Source organism: Flavobacterium hercynium (genome assembly GCF_002217285.1).
Lineage (GTDB): Bacteria > Bacteroidota > Bacteroidia > Flavobacteriales > Flavobacteriaceae > Flavobacterium > Flavobacterium hercynium.
This window is the reverse complement of record NZ_MUGW01000012.1, coordinates 24,347-45,496: the sequence shown is the minus strand read 5'-3', so window position 1 is coordinate 45,496 and position 21,150 is coordinate 24,347. Positions and strand designations below refer to the sequence as shown.

Sequence of the window (21,150 nt, the reverse complement as noted above, 5' to 3'; positions counted from 1 at the left end):
AATATTTTTACTACAATTTTTAACTTTTTTTATTATAAACAACTTCGAATATTATTAGAATTGTAGAAAAAAAAACACATCAAAAAAGCCACTTAACTATTTGAAAATCAAAACAAATAATTATTTTTACATTCTATTAAATACTATTGAATCGTTAATTTTCATCGCAATGACAAAAATCAAAACTAATATCAAACCTTTTCTTGTAGTAGAAAATGGAATAAAAGCAGTTGACTTTTACATACATGCTTTTGGAGCTATTGAATCAAAGAGATATTCGCTTGAAAACAATAAAATTTCATCCGTAATCACAATTGATGGTGCTGAATTTTATCTAAGCGACGAAGAACCCTGTGATGGCAGTCAAACTGCTGGACAATCCAATACTACCGCGCCTATTAGAATAATTTTAGAAACTCAAAACGCAGATAAAATATTTGAAGATGCATTACAATATGGGGCAACAGAAATTTGTCCCATAACAACTGAAGAAGACTGGAGAATTGGAAAATTAAAAGATCCTTTTGGACACATCTGGGAAATTGGCTTTCCGCTTTAAAAGAATATTCTAAAAAGAAAAAACACGATTCTATAGATTTTACAAATGTCTCCTTTTAACAAGGATACCACCAATGCATGGAGTATAATTTTCCGTTTTTAATGAATATATTTATATGTCCGTCAGAAACATTATTTTCATCCTCTCTTAACTGAATTACTTGTACCTTTCCTTCTTTATACACATCCATAGATCCAATATTTTTTGTCGCATTCGGAAATATTTTTTGCAAGTCGCTTATTGATGTAGAGGAGTCTAGCCTAATTCCTTTAAATAAAACAAAATTACTTTTTGTAAATTTAAATTCATCAACAGCTACTTTGTCTTTTGAGTTTTCAAATCGTGAACCCTCTTTGTAAAGATACTTGTCTTCCGGATCAACACTTCCATCTTTATTTTCAAAAATGGTATAGCAAGGCTCCTCTTCTAACAATAATTTAATGCTATCATTTTGTCCAAATACTGTTTCGAATTCGCTTAGCGTGAAATATTTTTTTAGCCTTCCATTAAAAAGAATATCTTCTTCTTTCATTACTTCATTTTGGAAATCTTCTATATGAGGAATGTCAGTAGTATAACTAGTATCCGGTTTACTTTTATTTTCAGAAATTATCTCTTCTGTTTCTTTTGAAGTATCTATTTTTTCAACTGATTTTATTTCTTTATTTCTACAAGAAACACTCAATACTAAAATTGATATAAGTACTACTATTTTCATTTTGTTCTTTTTTACAATGACCTTCAACCCACTAATACCCGCCATAGAATGACATCAATACAGCTTTTCGTCAGGCGAATATAAGAAATATTTTTACTACAGTTTTTTAACTTTTTTGAAATTGAAATAGAAGTACTTTTACGTTTTTTAAATCATTTAAATTCACCTAAATCATGAATTAAATACTTCGTAAACAGAATTATAACGTACTTCAAAAAACTAAAAAACAACAGATTCCAGAAATTCAATAACTTCACCATTTGGGCTATAAACCAGACTATTGCTTACGGTTATTGCTTTTTGAGCATTTTTCAAGCTCAATGTTTCTTTTTGAGATAATGCCGTTGCTCCGTTTTCTATTGCTTCATTGTAGGCTTTTTTGGCATCATCAACAATAAAGCAGATATGTAAAAGAGCATTTTCAATATGAGGATCTCCTTCCCTCCTTTTTCGTCCCTCGGTTGGAAAAGCTGCATTGCGATCGCAGATTTCGATATAACATTCAAATGCCTTGTTTTTCATCATGACGCAGCGCTGCAAATTGAACTCGGGTAAACTCCAGCTGTGTACTATTTCAAAATTTAAAGTATTGTAAAATTGTACTGTCTTATCAAAATCCTGCGCCTTAATAGCAAAATGATGAAATCCTTTTATGTTATTATTCATTATGATTACTTTTGAGACAAATATAGGTTCAACTGTCCGATATGTGGGCAACTCACAAAATTGTTAGTAATGAGAAAAGAAAGCTCCACAAATTTTGAAAATCAACAAACTCTTACTGATTTCTGCAATGCTTCTAAAACACTGCAGCTGATTTCAGGACGCTGGAAACTATCGCTGCTTTTTAGTTTACTGGAACACGATAGACGATCATTTTCAAATTTTAAACAGCTCTTGCCTGCAATAAGTGATCGAATGCTAGCATTGCATCTTAAACAAATGACTGACGACTTATTAATTACAAAAGAAAAAATCGAAGACGGTGTATTTTATACTTTAACTGAGAAAGGAAAATCATTAAAAAAAATACTCTCAAATCTGGCTGAATGGCAAATTTGAGAGTACTTGAAGTTTATATTTAATTTTTAGTAATGTCCTTTTTGTAATGGACAATAACAAACATGTCAATTATAAGCGATGGAGCCACAATTGAGTTCGATTAGAAATAATAATTGATTATTTTTTGATTATTTTAGATACGTAACTCTTACTCTCAATTTCAAACTTTATAAAGTAAAGTCCTGAATTCAATCCTGAAATATTAATTTTATTTTCAGATCCTTCCAGTAATTTTTGTCCGTTGATATTGAAAATTTGATATTTATCTACCTTTATTTCAGAATCTATAGTAATAAAATTTGTTGCCGGATTTGGGTATACATTGAATTTAGAAACTTCCAATTTATCGATTCCCAAAGTAGTAATTCCAAACTCATCTGCTCCACAATCAATTCTTCCTCCTTCAATTCTTAGTCCATTATAATAATCGGTTTCGGTACTTGCAGCAATGTAAGCTGGATTTCCTGCATTTTTACTTGGCGAATTGGTCAAAAGATGAAAATCAGGATTGGTGATAGTAGCGTTCGTCAATTGTGGATTTGCAAATATAGAATTTGCATTTGTTTTCGTTCCTGCCACAAAAGAAGCAAATCCTGTATATTGCGTTCCGTTCCAGTCTGCTGTTAATTTTGTTGTACCTGCCTGACAGAAAAAGGTATTGTAATTGAAAATTAAACCCGGTTGTGTTAATTCTGCATAGCTTAAAATATTTTGAGTTCGGGTATAAAAAATATTGTTTTCAATAGTACTATTTTCACTGTAAGAAAGATACAATTCACCGCTTCCGGAATTGCTGAAATCATTAAAATAACAGGTATTGTTCCTAAAAGAAGAATTAATAACTTTTCCTGAACCAGACGGATAATCAAATCCTCCCATTGCTACAGCACAAATTTGATTGTCGTAAAAAACATTATTTCTAATAATAATTCCATCGGTAGTCTGCCCAATTTTTTCGCAGCCAACCTCTACTCCATATCCATTATGATACGAGGTATTGTTTTCAACTGTTATATTTTTTCCTCCATCTATATAAATTCCTCCGGATGTTGAATAGGCTGCAATGCAATCATGAACAATATTGTTTTTAACAAGTCCATTTCTGGCCTGATCGTTTGCCGGATTTGGACAAGTGCCTTCGTGACCAATAATGTCGATACCAATATTCGTAAGATTATGAACGTTATTGTTAGTAACTTCAAACCCGCTGACATTTCCATTTACCGCAATTCCTTCGCTGTAACCTAACCTGCAATTGTACAATTCATTATTTTGTATTTTTAAGTTGGTAATTGGCGTTGTAGCGTTAGTACCAAAAACTATAATTCCTTGTGCATTTACGTTTTCGTTTACAGCCGCATTTACATTGGATGAAAAATGAATATCGTGTATTTTACAGTTTTTAATTGTAATGTTATCTCCACTTCCTTCAACTAAAATTCCCTGAGCCGTATTTTGAATATTGTTTTGCAGCTCAATTCCATCAATAGTTACATTGCTTTTATTCTTGATGGCAAGAATAGCATCTTGAGTAGTTAATCCTGTGGCATCAATAACAGGAAGTATCGCGGAATAATTTTTTAAGGTAATATTACTTTTCGCAATTGTAATTTTTTCTAAGTACGTTCCCGGAAAAATGTTTAAAATTCCATTTGCCGGCAATTGATTTAATCCGTATTGTATTGTTTTCCAAGGTGAAGCAAGAGAACCGGAATTAGCATTATTACCCGTTGTTGCAACATAATAGTTAGCTTGTCCGAAGCAAAAATTAGACAAAATACAAAAGATTAAAAGTATTGTTTTTCTATTGATTTTCTTTTTTTGAAACATCATTTGAGTTTAGGTTTAATTGTGGATTTGGTGTGTCAAATATATTAATTAAAGCGTTTTAAAATTTTTCTTGCTATACGAATATTTGACATAACCATTTTTTACACTTTGGAAGCATTGGCTAGTTCTTTACAATTTAGAATATCCAAAGAAAATCAAAATAATTAGTTGACAAAAGCAACTAATTTATATATTTGCGATAAATAAAATTTGTAATGACCAACATAACCTCCGAAATCAGATCGTTTAACCGATTCTATGTATCCCATTTGGATATATTGGATCAGTTTTATCTTGAAAGCCAATACTCAGTAACTGAAATACGCATTATTCATGAAATCGCGGAAGCTCAGCAAACAACTGCCAAAAATATATGTGGAATTTTAAATCTTGACAAGGGATATATGAGCAGAGTAGTCAAGCGCCTCACAAAGGATGGTGTGATTGAAAAATGTCATTCCGTAACGGACAGGCGTGCCTTTACTATTAAGCTTACGACTTTGGGTACCGAATTACTTAAAGAGTTGAATGACATTGCCGATGACCAAACAAAATTAAGAATCCAGAGTCTTACGACCAGCGAACAGGAAAAACTAGTGGACGCGATGGCCACTATAAAAAAACTGCTAAAGAATGAGGAAGATAAAATCGCGCCGGTCAACATTACTTACAGGTATGATTTAAGGCCAGGAGACATTGGTTATATCATTCATCTTCATGGTAAAATTTACAATAAGGAGTCCGGATTTTCATCGGAATTTGAATCTTATGTAGTGGAGACATTTCATCACTTTCTCGCAGATTATAGGCCAGAAAAGGATCGCTTGTGGCTGGCTGAACTGAATAATCAAATTGTGGGCTGCATTGCTATAGTACATCAGACAGATCTGGAAGCGCAGCTCAGATGGTTTTTATTAGATCCGTCTGTCAGAGGATTAGGGATAGGAAAAAAACTTTTAGGTGAGGCATTAGATTTCTGTCAAATAAAAGGATATAAAAACATTTATTTGCTTACCACAAACATGCAGGAACGTGCTTTGGACATGTATAAACAAGTTGGTTTTGAGTTAAGTGAAACCCAAGAAGTTAGTCAATGGGGAAATACGTTTCTTCTTGAACGCTACGATCTACACCTATAGCAATAAAAAAACTAGCCGTTGTATCAGGTGCGAAAAATTCTTTTTGAAGAAAAAAATCTGACTGATGCAACGGCTACTTTATTTTTAGAAGATATCTATTATTTTACTTTTGAGTAATGTTCTTTACATAACGGACAATGATAAACATTACAAGTCCGGAAAGCAGTGCTAATATTAAATAGCTGTAACTAAGGTTATACTGGTCTTTTGCCGGTAAAAATTTTATAATGAAGAAACTTAAAAAAGAGACCAAAATATAAACAATTCCTCCTGTGAGTCCACCAGCTATACCTGCATTTTTAGGAAAACTGCTGAGACTAAACACAAAATAATTGTTATAGGTGTAACCTGAACAGACATGAATTAGAAATGCAAAAAGTACTAATGTAAAAACACTGGAATAGAAGCCCACAGCTAAAATCATAGCGACTACAAAAATGATTTGCATCAGAATATTTATTGCCATTTTTTTATAGAAAGGAATTTTAATAGTTGCTTTACCAATAAAACCACCTGCCATCCATGCAAATCCAAGTATTAGAGAACAATATCCAGCCACTACAGGCGTAAGCAACAGCTCGTGCTCTATAATAAAAGGCCCTGACATATTGTAAACCATTACCATCGAATAGGCTAATCCGAGCATAAAAACGCCAAGCATAAAACTTGGTGTTTTAAGCATTTCCAAATAGATACCTCCAATTTTCTTTATATTGAATTCCATTGGAGCCTTTATTGTCTCACCGCCAAATACCATTTCAAGTACAAAAAATACTGCGGCCACTGCACCTAAAAAATAAAAATTGGCTTCCCATCCGAAAATTTCCTGAAGATATCCACCAATAAATGGCGCAATTATAGGTCCCGTAGACCAAATTATAGTAAAGATACTCAGGTAAATCTTTAACTGTTCTCCTTCAAAAAGATCAACAAAATAAGCTCTTTTAGCCACCACGATCCCGGCGACTGTAATTCCATGTATTAACCTCATCGTATAAATAAGATAAATATTTTGGGTATTGGCAATCACCAAACAGGAAAGAATGAAAAGTACCATCGCCGTCAAACTAATATTGTATCGGCCAAAACTATCTACAATACTTCCAATAAATAACTGAGCTACACCATAACTGATAAGAAATATACTTAAAGTCAGCTGTATCTCCAGACTACTAATATGAAGAGCAGTTCCCATAGAAGGCATTGACGGGAGATAAATATCTGTTGCAAACCCTGAAAGAGGTATAAGAGCAAAGGATATTAAGGTCGCTATTTTTTGATTTTCTTTTTTAAGCTTTTTATTTGAAATAATTTGCATGCGTATTTTTTAAATTAACTCGGCGGATATTTTTACCGATTTTCCGGTGCAAAGATCGGTTAAAATAGGAACATTGGTCTAAAAATTACTGTTTTTTGAGAATGACTTTTTTTAATGATTGAATCTTTCAAAGAATTCATACGTTCGAAGCAGCTGGTCAATTCTCTGACGGTTGTCTCCGCTTCTGGTCAATTCGTGGCTTGCTCCGGGCTGTCTTACATATTCAACTGGTTTACCTAAAACTTTAAGGCTTTTGTACAACATCTGACTTTGTGTAACGCCGGTGCGATTATCATTATCACCGTGGAAAATCAAAAATGGTGTATTGATATTTTCTACATAGTTAATTGGAGATTCGCGCTCTAAAATTGCTTTTGTTTTTTCTTCCCAAGGATAACCTCCGAAATATCTCGGTACCATTCTCCATACATTGGCTTCTCCAAAAAAGGTACTGAAATCATAAACGCCACGCTGACTTGAAGCTGCTTTAAATCGCTGATCATGACTGATAATCCAGGTGGTTAAATAACCTGCATAAGATCCTCCCGTAATAAAGAGTCGGCTTTGATCTGCCCAGCCTTGTGCAACCGTTTTGTCTAATGCTGTTAAAACATCACTTGCCGGTCCGGTTCCCCAATCGTTGATATTCGATCTTAAGAATTTTTCTCCGTAGCCTGATGAACCTCTTGGATTACTGTACACTACTCCATAACCCTGAGCTGTAAAAAATTGATATTCCAGCCACATGCTTCCGTCACCGGGACCAAACATAGACGCCGGACCTCCGTGGATTTCTGTTAACAGGGGATATTTTTTTCCTTCTTCAAAACGAGTGGGTTTCATAACCCAATATTCGATCTCAAGCCCTTTTTCGTTTACAAAAGTGCCTTTTTCCGGCAAGCTGATTTGTTTGTTCTCCAGCCATTTTGTATTGAACTCTGATATCAATTTGGGCTCTTTTAATTTCAAGTCAGCAACATACAATTCTGATGGATTTTTGACATCTGTCTTAGAGAAAACGACAACACCGTTGTTAATATCATAATCTGTAATTCCCTGATCAAATGAAGTAAGTGCTGTTACTTTTAGCGTATTGAGCGATACTGTGCAGATGGCAGATCCTCCATTACTTGATGATGTAAAATAAAGCTGTTTTTCATCTTTCGAGAATCTTACATTGTTGTTATTTCGATCATATTCAATTGTTTGGCTTTCCGCCGAAGGATTTTCTAAATTGAAAATTTTAAGAACCGGAACCGATAAATTATTGATGATACTTTCCTGATAAGCCAATTGTTTTCCTGAAGGAGAAACGGCCAAAAGTTGGAAAACCTGATTTTCGGCGCCAAGTAATTCGGTTACGTTAGTTCCGTCGGTATTGATCGTGTAGATCTTACTTTCCAGAACTCTGTCCGGATGTCTTTTCTCCTTGATATTTCCGCTAAACACAATTTTAGTATTGCTCACAAAAGATGGATTAGAATACGAATAAAATCCTTTGGTAATGGCATGTTCTTTTGCTCCCGGTTTTGCATCGATTATAAAAACATGCGAAAAACGAAGTTCACTGCTAAGTCCTGTTTCCGTTTGAAATTGGAGCTTATCCATTACTTTTGCTTTTTTGTCTTTTTCGTTATTGTCTAAATAGGCTCTGATCGCTTCAATACTTCCGTTTGGATCAGCTTTGGCTTTATTAACTATCAAGTTTTCATTGGCAGCAAATCCTGGTTTTTCATAACTCCAAACAGGTAATTCTTTATTGGGATTTAAAACCGAATCTTTAACCAACTCATTGATTTGAAGAGAAGCCGTAAACAAAATCTGCTTTCCGTCAGGACTCCATTTTGGGTTTCCGGCACCATATTTAGAAGTCGTTAACTGAACCGCTTCTCCACCTTCATCAACCGTAAAAAGGAATACTTGTGATTTTCCTTTTATGCTTCTTGTAAAAGCAATTTGTTTTCCGTCAGGGCTGAAAACCGGAGAACTTGATCCTTCTTTTCCAAAAGTTAATTGTCTTGGTTTGCTGTTCTTTGCCGTTTTAGTGATCCAAAGCTGTGTATCATAATCATAATCTAATGCGTTTTCCGGATTTTTAATGATACTTTTTACAGTAAAAACGGCGTTCTGCCCGTCTTTGCTCAATTCTACATCACCAACCGTTCTTATTTTTAAAAGATCCGTAACTTGAATTAATTCTTTTTTCTGCTGCCCGAAACAACTCACTGCTGCCAGAAGTAGTAAGGCGGTACTAATTTTATTTTTTATTGTATTCATTCCCCTATTCTTTTAGTTTTTACTGCTTTCTAATATCAATTTCATAAATTCTTCTCCCGAAACTTCGCCTTTCTTTTTAATGAAATCTTTTGGCGTACTATCTCCAATTTCAAAAACCAATGCTTCTGTTTTATAGGTTTCAAATAAATAACTGAATAAAGTAAAAGTCGGTGGTTTAAAATACAACGGTTTTACATGCGGTGTATAACCCGGAATTCCGTCTTTGACTTTGTTGAGCCAATTGGGCACAAAACCCGGAATATTACCTTTCAATTCGGGATCAACGGTATAATAAATATCATCGTGAGTGGAATGAAAATCAATCGAAAACAACAATTTATTTTCGCCTTTAATTTCATTTTTCAAGAAATCCCGAACTGCTTTTGTTTCCGGCTGATTGAAGTCATTATAATCCCGGTTTAAATCGATTCCGCCCGAATTATGTCTCCAAAAACCACCGTCGACTCCATCTGGATTTAAAAGTGGAATTACGTACACTTCAAATTTCTTTCTGAACTTTTTTGCCAATGGTGTATCGGCTGTCAAGCTTTCAATAAAAGCTTCGAGCGCATAATGTCCTGTAACTTCCGGCGGATGGTTTCTGCCCGAAATCAGGATTTTATTTTTAGATGACGTATTTCCAATGCTAAAAACCGGAATCTTGCGCCCTTCGGCAGTTAAACCTATAGAAGTTTCTGCTGTATTGTTTTTGTTTTTTAATGCAGAAATCCATTCCTTGATATCTTTAGAGGTTTTAAGTTCCTGCGCTGCAATCCAAGTAGTGTCTTTACTGACTTTTACTGTCAAAACATAGTTGGAATCTTTTTCTCTTTTTACGAAAGTTCCATTTTGAGAGGCCTCCCATTTTTTGCCATCGTTACTGATTTTAGCATTGTAGCGATGTTTTACATTCTGCGGATAATCAAACCGAATTTTGATTTCTTTGTTTGTTTTTGACCAAACTTTAAAAGCATACCAAGGACTTCCGTTAATTGGCGTGTTTTCAGGTGTAATCAAAACGCTGAATGTTGTTTCATCAATTTTGACAACTCCGTTTAGTCTTGCGCCTGCAAAGTTATTTCCGAAGAAAACCTCATCGCCTGTTTTATCAAAAACACCTTTCCATTGTTTTTGCACAGGACGCGTTACTGTTGAAACAGCCGTAATGGGATCTTGTCCTTTAAAAGTACTTTTTACCTGTGCATTTGCCGCTAAAGCAAATAGTACAACGGTTGAAAAAAATAATTTCCTTTTCATTTTTTTATCATTAAAATTTAAACCTGTACGATTTTACCATCGTACAGGTTCGTATACATTATTTGTCTAAAAGTGATTTCAGTGTTGTTTGAAGTTCTTCTCCGCGAAGATTTCTCGCTACAATAATTCCTTTTGAATCTACCAGATAATTGGCTGGAATTGCTCTTACACCATACAATTTGGCAATGGCACTGTTCCAGTAAATCAATTCTGAAACCTGAAGCCAATCTAAATTATCATCTTTAATTCCTTTTATCCAGTTTTCTTTCTTTTTATCTAAAGAGATGCCTATAATGTTGAATCCTTTGTCGTGATATTGTTTGTAAGCTGCCACAATATTTGGATTCTCTTTTCGGCACGGCGCACACCATGAAGCCCAGAAATCAACCAAAGTATATTCGCCTTTGAGGTTTTCTGAAAAACGAACTGGTTTTCCGTCCGGATTGTTGGCTGTAAAATCGGGGGCTTTTTTTCCAATTTGCAATCCGTTTAAAACCTTAACCAGTTCCTTTAGTTCTTTCACGTAAGTGCTATTTTGCTGGCTTTTATCTAACAAAGCAATATTTTGTGTGATTTGATCCGGAGTTAATCTGTACGACCAGTTTCTGTACAAAACATAAGCGGATACGATAGAAGCCGGATGTTCTGTGATGAACTTGCTGATTTCTACGTTTTTTGTTTTTCTGTAAACATCAAATAAATCCTGAGAAGCTGAACCTTCCACAACCGAAGTGCTGTAATTTTTTACCGGACTTAATTTTACCGTAATTGGTGTTTTTTCAAGGAAAACATACAGCGGAATATTGGCTGTATTTACGCTTAGACCATATAATTCAGACGTTTTTACTTTTGTTTTAAAACTGAAACTTCCGTCTTTAACTTTTACAGAATCAATTGTAGTAAACATTTTATTGTGGAATTTTTGCAAATACACATATTGAGCAACAGTATCTGCTACAGTTCCTTTTAATTGCAAATTATGCTCTTGTGCCTGACTTTGTGTTATGCCAAGAAATAAAGCAAAACCTAATAGTATCTTTTTCATTTTATTTGTTTTTTTAAGTGAAACCCTGACTAAGTTTCTAAGTTATTTTTAATACAATTTATTCGTTGCTAATTCGGTATTTGGAGCCGGAAAAATATAATTAGCTGCTGAAGGCACAACGGCTGGTGTTTGCAGTTTACTGTCTCCTTTCGCAGGAAGATCCTGTAGGTTTCTTAGTAAATCTAATCCGCGAAAACCTTCTCCTAACAACTCAATTCGGCGTTCTTTCCAAATAGCGTCGATCAGCTGTACTGGATCAGAAGTTACTGTTGCAGAAAATACATACGAAGGATCAGAACGAAGGTGAACCGCTCTTAAAAGATTAGCTGCTAATGTAAGGTCTCCGGTTTTAGCGGCTGCTTCGGCATAATTCAATAAAACTTCTGAATAGCGAACAACAGGAATATAATCTAAGAATGGTGACGGTTTTGCGTATTTTTTAAAATATTGTTTTCCGGAAACGGTTCTTGTTAAATCACGTCTTTTATCAGTAGCTCCCCACTGTGCATCACCCAAAATACCGGTCGGATTTAAATAATATTCTAAATTGGTATTGTAGATGTACGCTATCGCAGATTGTCCTGTATACGAATCCAAACTACTCATCGGAATACTAAAAATAGATTCAACAGTTGCATAATTGGACGAAAACAAAACGGTAATATCCGGCTGTAAGGCATGTTTTACTTCGCTGGCGGTGGTAGAAAACGGCGCTTGTGTCTGCGGTGCTAATTTTGCCGCTTCCTCAATTACTTTTGCCCAATTATTCTGCGAAAGATATACTCTTGTTTTTAAAGCAATTGCTGTGCTTACGTGTGCTCTTGTTGTATTCAAATCTGCGCTGGTATAACTCTGTGGTAGAGCTGCCTCTGCATCATCCAGATCTTTTAATATCTGCGTATAAATTTCTGCAACAGTACTTCTTGCCAAATCATTATTGGCTGTACCTGTTTCTGCTTTTAAACGTAAAGGAACTCCTTGAGATGCTCCTGCATCTTTATTGTAAGGCTGTCCAAAACTAACTACCAAACTGTAATATGATAACGCTCTTATTAATTTGGCTTCACCGATATATTCGTTGGCTTTTTGTTCTGTAATTACACCTTGATTTACAGCTAGTCCTTCAATTAAAATATTCGCTCTATTGATTGCTGAATAGGCTGCTGACCAAAGATTATTAATGTCATTTGAACCAGAGCTGTATGAATTGTTCCAACTTTCGTAACCTGTAAAGTTATTTGCCGTAATGTTGATGAAATCTTCGCCTCGCTGATCCTGATACAAAAGGAAACGTCCACCGTAAAGACTCGCACCTTTAAACGCTTTGTAAATTCCGTTTACCAAACCTTCAATTCTGGCGGGAGTTTTAAAAATATCCTGATCAGAAACGGTGGTTTCCGGTGTTATGGCTAAATCTTCATTATTTTCACAAGAAGTAAATAATAGTCCCGAAAGAAGTGCTACTGCTGCAATTGATTTTCGATATGATTTTATATATGTTTTCATTGTAATTTTTATTATTTATTAGAAACCGACGTTAAGACCAAATGTGAAAGTTCTCCCTTGTCCTACAGAATTCTTTTCTACTCCCATAGAGGTTGTTGAATCTCCGTTTGAAGAAGTTTCAGGGTCAGAACCCGAGTAGGAAGTAATCAGGAAAAGATTGGTTGCCTGCAGATAAAGTCTAACAGATGCTACTTGTGCTTTTTCTAAAATATTTTTTGGAAGCGAAAAACCAATCGCCAACTGCTGTAATCTTAAGAAATCTGCTTTTTCTGCATTATCAGAAATAGCATATCCGCTTGATCCGTTTGAGATAACATCATTATAAACCACTCTTGGAATATCTGTAACCTGACCTGGTGTTGTCCAGCGGTTTAAGACTTCTGTTGAATTGTTGTAAAAGCGCTGATCCAGAAGAGTTCCTCTTGTATTGTTCATTACTTTGTTTCCTCCGGAATACGTAAACCCTACTGTAAAGTCAAAGGCTTTGTATTGGAAGTTATTGGTTAAACCTCCGTACCAAACCGGCAGCGCATTACCCAAAACCTGATAATCAGAAACTGTAATCGCTTGCGCCGTTGTCCCGTCTAAGTACGTCCAGTTGCTTTGTCCAGAAGGAGCTGCTGCGCTGTATTGTACTTTTTCTCCATTTTTGTTTAGAAATATTCTCTGTCCGTTCTCCGGATTTACTCCTGCTGTTACGGCTCCATAAAGACTTCCGGCAGAATAACCTACTCTCGTAATATTATTGGCTTCTGTAGTGACCTGAGTATATCCTATAATATCTGTATTTCCTTCGGCAAGAGCCGTAACTTTATTTTTTACATGTGTATAATTGAAGGAAGCTTTCCATTGAAAATTTTCATTATTTACAATCGAAGCATTCAGACCTAACTCGATACCACGATTGTACATAGACCCAACGTTAGAAAGAATAGCATCTCCGGGAATTCCTTTTGAAGGTGATTGTGGTGTACTCAAAATTAATCCGTTTACATTATTATTGAAATAATCCGCTGTAAATTCTAATCTGTCTTTAAAGAAGCCTGCTTCAATTCCAATATTGGTCTGGTCGCTTGTTTCCCATCCTAAATTTTCATTTCCTGCCTGAGAAATAGCCCACGTTGATGCTGTTCCGTAAATGGATGCTCCATAAAGGTTTTGCGAGGCATAAGCTGACGAAAGGTTTCCGTTACCTACTCTTCCCCAGCTTCCTTTTAGTTTAAGTGAACTGAAATAATCTGTAATACCGCTGTTCTTAAAGAAAGATTCTTCGCTTACAGACCATCCTGCAGAGATACCGCCAAAGTTTCCGTATTTGTTATTAACTCCCAAAGCGGAGTTTCCGTCTTTTCTAAAGTTTCCTGTTATGAAATATTTCCCTGCATAATCATAAGATAATCTGAAGAAAGAAGAAAGAAAAAGTCGTTCTGACAAACCGTTTCCAGATGCTCTGATGGTTCCCCAGGTTCCCTGATAATTTTCAAAAAATGGGTCTGAAACGTTCGTTTGATTGGCTCCCCAGGAAGAGTTTTCGAATCTCTGAACATCGTAGCCTGCCAATGCGGCAACGTGATGATTTTGACCAAATCGTCTGTCGAAAGATAAACTGTTGGTAAAATTGTAATTATCTCTTAAAGCTGCAATATTCGTAGATGAACCGCTTGTAGCAAATGCAGAAGATCCAAGATTTGGACTCAAATAGGTTATATTATCTGCTCCTAATCTGTCAAATCCGTAATTACTATCAAATTTAAATCCTTCGAAAAACGTAATTGTAGCGTGTACATTTCCAACAAAATGATCGTTTGAACTAGTGTATTTACTATTTTCAAACAGCGCTCCCGGATGCCATAATGTATTGGTAAACAAATTATTTCCCGGATTTGCTGTTCCTGTTGGACTTAAATTATAAGTACCATCTTCATTATAAGGAGAAACGTTTGGAGGAAGCGCCAAAGCCAAACGTGCTGCGCCAATTAATAATAATCCGCTGCTGCTTAGCGAGCCTGTATTTTGTGCCTGATTAAATGTATTGTTATACGAAAGATTTCCGCCTAATTTCAACCAGCTGTTTACTTCATGATCTATATTAAATCGGGCTCCTTTTCTTTCGAACTCATTGTCTTTTGTAATTCCTTCTTGTTTGGAATAATTGGTAGAGAAAAAATATTTTGTTTTGTCTGTTCCACCGGAGATACTCACATTATGGTTTTGAGAAATGGCATCACGGTAGACCTGATCCTGCCAATTTGTATTAACGCGTGAACCATCTGCATTGTAAGAAGGGAAAAAAAGTGCCGAAGCTACCGCTGTGTTATTTCCGTTGCCACTTAAATTTTTACTGTTTAAAACGGCTTCGTTTTTAATATCTTCAAATTGAGTGTTATTTAAAAGTTTAGGAAGTCTTGTTGCTCTGGTAATTCCGAACCAACTGTCGTAAGTTACTTTTGCTTTACCTGTTTTTCCTTTTTTGGTGGTAACTAAAATAACTCCACCGGCAGCACGTGAACCGTAAATTGAAGTAGAAGCTGCATCTTTTAGAATATCAATCGACTCAATATCAGACGGGTTAATATCTGCAAGTGGATTATTGGCAACTGAATTCGTTGTAGACACTTCCCCGGAATTAACCGGAATTCCATCAATTACAATTAAAGGCGATGTACTAAGTGATATGGAATTGACACCACGAATTCGAATGACCGGAGTATCGTTTAAAACTCCACTTGGTGTTGAAACATTTACTCCTGAAGCTTTACCAATAAGTGCCTGTTGAAAACTCTGAACAGGAATATCTTTAATTGTTTTTGAGGTTACTCTGGCTGCAGAACCGGTAAACTCTTTTTTACTCTGTGTTCCGTAACCTACAACCAAAACCTCTTTCAAAGCTGTATTAGAAGGATTTAACAGAATATCATTAAAAGAAGAATTGACTCTTTTTTCAAGCGTTTCGTAACCAATATAATTGATAGTAACTACTTTGTCTTGTTGGGTTACGGCCAAAGAAAACTTTCCGTTTGCATCGCTGACAGTCGATTTATTACTTTCTACAGCCAGAATTGTAACTCCCGGCAAAGGTTCTCCGTTATCGGATCCTCTAACAGTACCACTGATCGTTCGTTCTTGCGCATTTACTTTTCCGGCAATTATGCTGAACAGAAAAATTAGAATTAATAATTTTTGTTTCATTGAGTTTGGTTTTTTAAAAATTGAACATGGAAATTCCCGGGCCAGTAGCAAAACGACCTATCAGTGAACCTGATAAAAACAGGAATGGTTTTAGAAAATATTAATGATTTTGCATTCGGAAAACTATAGGATTGTTTTCCTTTAAAGACATTTTATTTTTTTTGTAATCGGCATGTAATAATAGCTCAGTTTTCATCTTAGAATAGAATTTAATGTTTGATTGAGCTTATTCAGATTTTCTAAATGAAATCTATCTTATCTGTCCCGCAAAGCAGGAAGGATTTAGCACCTTATTGAGAAACAGGTTGCTAAGACTTCACAGGGCCTCTTCCCTCAGTCTTTCTGGATAAGTCTCGTAGAATTTTTTCTACTTTGCAAATATACATATTAATTCTACCGAATTAGTATAGTTTAAAATATTTTTCACGAAAATTTAAAACTAATTCCATTGCTTCGTTTTAAAGCATTGATTTTTAAATATTTATAGCTAAAAATATTTTAATCCATTTTACTGTCTACTACTATTTTGTCGGTAAAATATTAAGGATTAATGACATAGGATGACTCTTTTAAGCAAAAAGGAAACTTAAAAAAAATATATAAACACAAAAAGAACTATAAAAGATTGTCCTGAAAATTAAATCCAATAGGAAGTTTCTAAGATTTATTAAATAGCCATTTATAGGAAAAAGATTTAAACAATTTTGATTGGAATCCGCTTCACCCTCAAATTTGTCCGCTTTGCCATTTTTTTTATAGACAATGTACTATTGAGCCTATACTTTTGAACTCAATAAATTAATAGTAACAAATTATATAGTACAAAAAATGAAAACAATGAAAAATCTGTTTATAGTGTGTGTTATTTTAATCTCTTCGAATGCATTCAGCCAAAGTTTCTTTGGACAAATTGTCGAACGACTGCATTTTGGTGTAAAAGCAGGAGCTAATTTCAGCAACTTTACCAATGCAAACTTTGATACTGAAGGACTTGTAGGGTTTCATGCCGGAGCTATTGTTGGTTATGAAATAAACGACCATTTTTCTATCGAAGAAGAGTTTCTTTACTCTCAGCAGGGCGCTAAACTAAAAGGGAATTTTACCAATGACAGCGATATTAAGCTTTCTTATCTTAGTGTTCCAATACTTTTAAAGTATAAAATGCCAATGGGACTATTTATTGAGGCCGGACCGCAGGTTGGAATATTGATCGATGAGGATGTGAAAGCTTTGGGAATACCTGCAGGCAATGATTTTGCCGAAAAAATTGATGGAGGTGTTACTGGCGGTATAGGCTGGCAGTTTAAAAATGGTTTTGGTGTCAGCGCCAGATATTATATGTCTCTAACAAATGTTACAAAAAATACATATCCAGGTACAAATACAGACTTTAAAAACAGTAGTGCACAAGCTGGTGTATTCTATATTTTTTAGTAATTATCACTTTGATGAATTCTTTTCTGGAGCTCCTTTCAATAGGATGCTCCAGATTTTTTAAGCTTTTATTACCTAAAGGTTTAAGAAATAAATTATACTATTTCTGCTTTTGAAACACAAACCTTTAATTTTGTAACTTCATGCTGAGTAATTACATCCCCAAAAATGACAAACATCCGAAAAATAGTTAATGCAGAAAGTCTAAAAGAAATTCGCAATCTTAACATATCGCTGGTTGTTCTTGCTTTTCCGTGTATGATTCTTATGCTTTTTTTAATTGAGGAACACAGCAAAGAAATTTTTGTAATTGCCATGAAAACCAGCACCTACATGTTTATCACAAGCAACTTGCTGATGCTTATACTGAAACAATGTGCAAAAAAATATTCTGATGATCTCTTTAAGTTTAGATTATACAGGTATATCCTGAGTTATGCTACGGGTATTTCAATTTACTTGACCTTATGGCCTATTTTTGCGAAACTTGCACATATTGATCCGAGGCTAGATGATTATGAGTTGCTGGCAGGTTTTACGGCTATGGCGTGCTTACTGACAACTTTTATTCTGTTTCTTCATGATTTTGTCGTTTACAGGTACAACAGAAGACAGACAGAAATTGAAGTTTCATTACTGCAGTTAAGGACTTCGCAGGCAGAAAATCTGCTTCTTAAACAGCAGATTCATCCTCATTTTCTATTCAACTCTTTAAATACGCTCAAAGCACTAATCAAGAAAGATCCTGCACTCAGCGAAATTTATCTCATACAACTCGCCGACTTTCTACGATCGGCTGTATCACACAATAATAGCCAGACTGCAACTTTACGCGATGAACTTCGATTCTGTAAAAATTATCTGGAAATGCAGAAGATACGATTTGGCTCTGCTATCGACTGGGAAGTTGTTATTGTGGATGATGAGATTCTGGAAGGTCTTCTTCCTGTATTTTCATTACAGCCGCTGCTTGAAAATGCAATAAAACACAATATATTCACGAAGGAAAGCCCATTAAAACTAATTATACAGCAAAATGGAGAAAATATTGTTGTCTCCAATATCATTAATTACAGAAATGCAGGTGAAACCTCAACGCAAAGCGGACTTAGTAATCTTGCGGAACGCTACAATCTTTGGTCAGGAGAAGAAATTATAATTAAAAATGACGGTATTACCTTCTCGGTAAGCTTTAAAATAATCAAGAATGAAGATCGTAATCATTGAAGATGAACTAATAGTAGCAGAAGATCTTGCAACAAGTTTGAAAGAAATCAATCCTTCTATTGAAATATCGGCTATTCTAGGGTCAGTAAAAGAAGCGGTAGATTATTTTAACAACAATTCAGAACCTGACCTCATTTTCAGCGACATACAACTGGGAGATGGTTTATGTTTTGAAATTGCCAAGACCATTACTCCTACTGTACCTGTAATCTTCTGCACTGCATTTGACGAATATGCCCTTGACGCATTCAAAGCAAATGGAATCGAATATATATTAAAACCATTCAGTAAAAGATCTCTTGCCGATGCGCTGCTAAAATTTGAAAATATGCAGAAGTTCATGGCAGGAAGTATAACCCAGCGTTATGAGGATGCTCTTGCAGCAATAACGGCGATAAACAAAAATGCATCGACAACCATTATGGTCCGTTATCGGGAAAGACTTTTGCCCATTGCCCTGGACAAGATTGCTTTTTTTTGTATGGAAAATGATGTGGTATACCTCTATACTCATTTAGGAAAAAGTTATGCTATGTCGGAAAGTCTGGAAGAACTTGAAAACAAAATGGGGCAAAATTTCTTTAGGGTAAACAGACAATATCTTGTGAATCGTAATGCCATACTGGAAGCAACGGATTACTTTCCAAGAAAACTTAAAATAAATCTTGTTATCTCAACAGAGAAAGAAATTATTGTCAGCAGGGAAAAGAAAAGCAAAATTTTGGCATGGTTAGAGGGGAATTGATGCCATCTCTATTGCAAAAGATTATTTGTGTTTTTTAATCTTTACTTTTGCTAGTAGCAGATAACGCATTACATTTATAAACTATCCTATTGTGATCTTGAAAAACAAAAACCATAGTATTAAACAATTTGAACTTTCGCCTCATGCAAAGGCAGGAATCATTGTTGTAAATATGGAAGATCATAAAGTTGAAGAACACGATATCTCTAAACCACACCGTGATAATCACTGTCAATTAATGTTAGCCCTAGATGGAACATTCCAATTAAATATTGATTTTGAAAATGTTGAATTTACTGCTCCAGCCTTACTCTGTGTATTTCCTGAACAAGTACATCATATTATAGAAGTAAAAGATCCTAAAGGCTGGATGATTAGTTTTGATCCGTCGCTTATTAGCAAAGAAGTATTGCAGCTTTTAGAAAATAAAATAGACAACCCGCTTTTAATTGAAGGAAGATCTAATTTTTATCAGCAGCTTACTATTTTAACGGATTTGATTGAAAAAATACAGTTAGAAAATACAAATGTCTTTACTCAAAAAAGTATTCATTCTTTATTAAATGGTCTTTTAAGCCTAATTGCAGGAGAACTTGTTTCTAATTTATCTGTTGATAAAGAGAAAGAAAATCGCAGTATTATAATCAAGGAAACGTTTATAAAACTAACAAAAGAACATTTTAAAACCTGGAAACAGCCTGCCCAATATGCTTCGGCACTTTCTATTTCGGTGGCTCATTTAAATGATACCGTCAAATTATTAACTGGAAGTCCTGTATCTGTTCATATACAGGAAGCATCGATTATGGAAGCCAAAAGATTACTTTATTTTACAGACAAAAACGTGAAGGAAGTTGCGTACGAAGTTGGTTATGAGGAACCTGTTTACTTTGGAAAGCTCTTTAAAAAAATAACAAACCTCACTCCTCTTGAATTTCGGAAAAAATTCCGTGATTAGAACTATCCTTCCCTTCATTGAAACTACATTAAAAAACATACTACGACTAGCTTTGCATTGTAATTAAAACTATAATAACATGCAAAACGAAATCAATATCCCATTTGTACTTGACGCAGTACGAAAAGTGGGCGATGTCTTTTTAAAAGACTATAAACAAAATGTGATTCCTCAAACTATGGATATGCTTTTAAAACAATTAGAAGATATCGATACCTTATGTATGACTTCTTTAAAAGAAGATTTAGCGCTACAATTTCCACACATTCCCTGGTACATTGGTGATGAGTTTGACACTAATTCACAAAGAAAAGCAGCTGAATTAGAAGAATATTGGTTATGTGATGCGATGGATGGCGCCATACAATATCTGCAACATATTGCTGGATGGACTGTAAATTTAGCGCTTATTCGTAACGGAAAACCTTTCTTTTCGGTGATTTATGATCCATTAGCAAACGAAATGTTTTGGGCAAAAGATGGTGAAGGTGCTTTTATGAATGGTAAAGCACTCGAACTTAGTCACAAAACAGATTTGGCAGTAATGCTGGCTGTTTTTGAGTATGGACATCAGGATAAATCAAATACTGATTTGAATAAAAAAATTGGTTCTACCGTAACAAAACTACTTGATAATTTTGGAATCATCAGAAATTACGGACCCCACGGATTGCAATTAGCCTATGTAGGTGCAGGAAGAATAGATTTGTTCGTTCAGGAAGATCTTGATACTTATAATTGGATTACAGGATTACTTATTGCCAAAGAAGCTGGCGCTCAAATACTGACAACAGACGGATCTCCATGGAAATGGGGAAGTGAAAGCTTATTGGTTGCTGCAAAAAATGTTACTGAAAAATATTTAAAAATTAAATCAACAAATTAA

17 protein-coding genes and 1 riboswitch are annotated in these 21,150 nt (G+C 34.9%); of the genes, 8 read left to right on the top strand and 9 right to left on the bottom strand.

Annotation, left to right across the window (positions count from 1 at the left end):
* The first annotated feature begins 169 nt into the window (after nucleotides 1-169).
* Entirely contained in the window at nucleotides 170-559 is a 390-nt protein-coding gene (locus tag B0A66_RS05880) for a VOC family protein (protein ID WP_089048929.1), read from the top strand.
* A gap of 55 nt (nucleotides 560-614) precedes the next feature.
* Here B0A66_RS05880 and B0A66_RS05875 read toward each other — a convergent pair whose 3' ends face one another.
* Both B0A66_RS05875 and B0A66_RS05870 read right to left on the bottom strand, forming a co-directional pair.
* Nucleotides 615-1,277, bottom strand: a complete 663-nt coding sequence (locus tag B0A66_RS05875; RefSeq protein WP_123868220.1) for a hypothetical protein — start codon at nucleotides 1,275-1,277, stop codon at nucleotides 615-617.
* Nucleotides 1,278-1,496: 219 nt separating this feature from the next.
* On the bottom strand, nucleotides 1,497-1,943 hold the full coding sequence (locus B0A66_RS05870; protein WP_244283399.1) for a VOC family protein: 447 nt from the start codon (nucleotides 1,941-1,943) through the stop codon (nucleotides 1,497-1,499).
* 69 nt (nucleotides 1,944-2,012) lie between these two features.
* On the opposite strand from B0A66_RS05870, the gene B0A66_RS05865 reads away from it, so the two are divergent.
* Nucleotides 2,013-2,339 carry a winged helix-turn-helix transcriptional regulator gene (locus B0A66_RS05865; protein ID WP_089048927.1) on the top strand — a complete coding sequence of 109 codons (327 nt, stop codon included), beginning with the start codon at nucleotides 2,013-2,015 and terminating at the stop codon, nucleotides 2,337-2,339.
* Nucleotides 2,340-2,456: 117 nt separating this feature from the next.
* On the opposite strand, the gene B0A66_RS05860 is transcribed toward B0A66_RS05865, so the two are convergent.
* Nucleotides 2,457-4,172, bottom strand: a complete 1,716-nt coding sequence (locus tag B0A66_RS05860; protein WP_089048926.1) for a right-handed parallel beta-helix repeat-containing protein — start codon at nucleotides 4,170-4,172, stop codon at nucleotides 2,457-2,459.
* Between the two features lie 212 nt (nucleotides 4,173-4,384).
* Between B0A66_RS05860 and B0A66_RS05855 the strand changes: the two genes are divergently transcribed.
* Nucleotides 4,385-5,308, top strand: a complete 924-nt coding sequence (locus B0A66_RS05855; protein WP_089048925.1) for a bifunctional helix-turn-helix transcriptional regulator/GNAT family N-acetyltransferase — start codon at nucleotides 4,385-4,387, stop codon at nucleotides 5,306-5,308.
* A 103-nt stretch (nucleotides 5,309-5,411) separates the two neighbouring features.
* Here the strand turns inward: B0A66_RS05855 and B0A66_RS05850 are convergent, their stop codons facing one another.
* From B0A66_RS05850 to B0A66_RS05825, 6 genes are all read right to left on the bottom strand, one after another.
* Nucleotides 5,412-6,626 (bottom strand): MFS transporter, encoded by a 1,215-nt coding sequence (locus B0A66_RS05850; RefSeq protein ID WP_089048924.1) that lies wholly within the window; start codon nucleotides 6,624-6,626, stop codon nucleotides 5,412-5,414.
* Between the two features lie 111 nt (nucleotides 6,627-6,737).
* A complete protein-coding gene (locus tag B0A66_RS05845; protein WP_089048923.1) occupies nucleotides 6,738-8,903 on the bottom strand; it encodes a S9 family peptidase in 2,166 nt (721 codons plus the stop codon).
* Nucleotides 8,904-8,915: 12 nt separating this feature from the next.
* Nucleotides 8,916-10,160 carry a M14 family metallopeptidase gene (locus B0A66_RS05840; RefSeq protein ID WP_089048922.1) on the bottom strand — a complete coding sequence of 415 codons (1,245 nt, stop codon included), beginning with the start codon at nucleotides 10,158-10,160 and terminating at the stop codon, nucleotides 8,916-8,918.
* 58 nt (nucleotides 10,161-10,218) lie between these two features.
* Nucleotides 10,219-11,205 (bottom strand): TlpA disulfide reductase family protein, encoded by a 987-nt coding sequence (locus B0A66_RS05835; protein ID WP_089048921.1) that lies wholly within the window; start codon nucleotides 11,203-11,205, stop codon nucleotides 10,219-10,221.
* Nucleotides 11,206-11,253: 48 nt separating this feature from the next.
* Complete coding sequence (locus tag B0A66_RS05830; protein ID WP_089048920.1) at nucleotides 11,254-12,711, bottom strand: RagB/SusD family nutrient uptake outer membrane protein; 1,458 nt, start codon at nucleotides 12,709-12,711, stop codon at nucleotides 11,254-11,256.
* Nucleotides 12,712-12,729: 18 nt separating this feature from the next.
* Nucleotides 12,730-15,900 (bottom strand): SusC/RagA family TonB-linked outer membrane protein, encoded by a 3,171-nt coding sequence (locus B0A66_RS05825; protein WP_089048919.1) that lies wholly within the window; start codon nucleotides 15,898-15,900, stop codon nucleotides 12,730-12,732.
* Between the two features lie 252 nt (nucleotides 15,901-16,152).
* A riboswitch (SAM riboswitch) is annotated at nucleotides 16,153-16,253 on the bottom strand.
* A 484-nt stretch (nucleotides 16,254-16,737) separates the two neighbouring features.
* On the opposite strand from B0A66_RS05825, the gene B0A66_RS05820 reads away from it, so the two are divergent.
* From B0A66_RS05820 to B0A66_RS05800, 5 genes are all read left to right on the top strand, one after another.
* Complete coding sequence (locus tag B0A66_RS05820) at nucleotides 16,738-17,334, top strand: porin family protein (RefSeq protein WP_208862573.1); 597 nt, start codon at nucleotides 16,738-16,740, stop codon at nucleotides 17,332-17,334.
* 168 nt (nucleotides 17,335-17,502) lie between these two features.
* Nucleotides 17,503-18,561 (top strand): sensor histidine kinase, encoded by a 1,059-nt coding sequence (locus B0A66_RS05815; protein WP_089048917.1) that lies wholly within the window; start codon nucleotides 17,503-17,505, stop codon nucleotides 18,559-18,561.
* Complete coding sequence (locus tag B0A66_RS05810; RefSeq protein WP_089048916.1) at nucleotides 18,542-19,306, top strand: LytR/AlgR family response regulator transcription factor; 765 nt, start codon at nucleotides 18,542-18,544, stop codon at nucleotides 19,304-19,306. Before B0A66_RS05815 ends, B0A66_RS05810 begins: the two co-directional genes overlap by 20 nt.
* Nucleotides 19,307-19,403: 97 nt before the next feature.
* Entirely contained in the window at nucleotides 19,404-20,264 is an 861-nt protein-coding gene (locus B0A66_RS05805) for an AraC family transcriptional regulator (RefSeq protein WP_089048915.1), read from the top strand.
* A 79-nt stretch (nucleotides 20,265-20,343) separates the two neighbouring features.
* Nucleotides 20,344-21,150 (top strand): inositol monophosphatase family protein, encoded by an 807-nt coding sequence (locus B0A66_RS05800; RefSeq protein ID WP_089048914.1) that lies wholly within the window; start codon nucleotides 20,344-20,346, stop codon nucleotides 21,148-21,150.